2 protein-coding genes are annotated in these 612 nt (G+C 39.1%); both read left to right on the top strand.

Annotated features, from left to right (window positions below; translation table 11 throughout):
• Positions 1–322: winged helix-turn-helix transcriptional regulator (locus AC1DUW_RS31850; RefSeq protein WP_477644581.1), on the top strand; the 322-nt coding region annotated here is incomplete at its 5' end.
• Between the two features lie 145 nt (positions 323–467).
• Positions 468–612, top strand: a 145-nt coding sequence (locus AC1DUW_RS31845) for an FAD-dependent oxidoreductase (protein ID WP_477644582.1), incomplete at its 3' end; no start/stop codon positions are given.

The raw sequence follows: 612 nt of genomic DNA, 5'->3' as shown, positions 1-612 counted from the left end.
GAATAATACGACACTTTGTCCGCGATTTGAAAAAGGCATGCAAATCTTGAGTAAACGTTGGACTGGATTGATTGTCAATCAATTGCTTACTGGCCCTCAACGGTTTTGTAATATTGAATCTGCCTTCCCAATCAGTGGCAGGATTCTTTCTGAACGTTTAAAGGACTTGGAATTTGAAGGTATTGTAAAAAGAGACGTTTATCCAGAGACACCTGTCAGGATTGAATATTCTTTAACAGAAAAAGGCAAAGCTCTTGCGCCCGTAATGACTGAAATTCAACACTGGGCACAAGAATGGCTCGAACCAATACAGAATCAATAGCATATGCAAGAAAAAGAGGAAGGTCGCAATTGGCGATCATCCTCTTTTTATGTCTTCCAATAGTTTACCGATCTATGTCTGGTGGTATATTTTTTACAGAAAGAATAAAACTAGGTTTATTCCTAAAATTATGGGCGGTGAATTTATGAAGCAAGCAGACTGTATTATTATTGGCGGGGGAATMGCCGGTATCCAGGCAGCCATTCAGCTCGGTAGATATAAACATGATATTATCGTAATTGATTCTGCACACGGCCGATCTACAATAGCTAAGGCTTACCATAATATAC

This window comes from Peribacillus sp. P4_C12, from assembly GCF_056402095.1.
The sequence above is the reverse complement of the archived record's forward strand: the minus strand, read 5'-3'. Positions and strand labels throughout refer to the sequence as shown.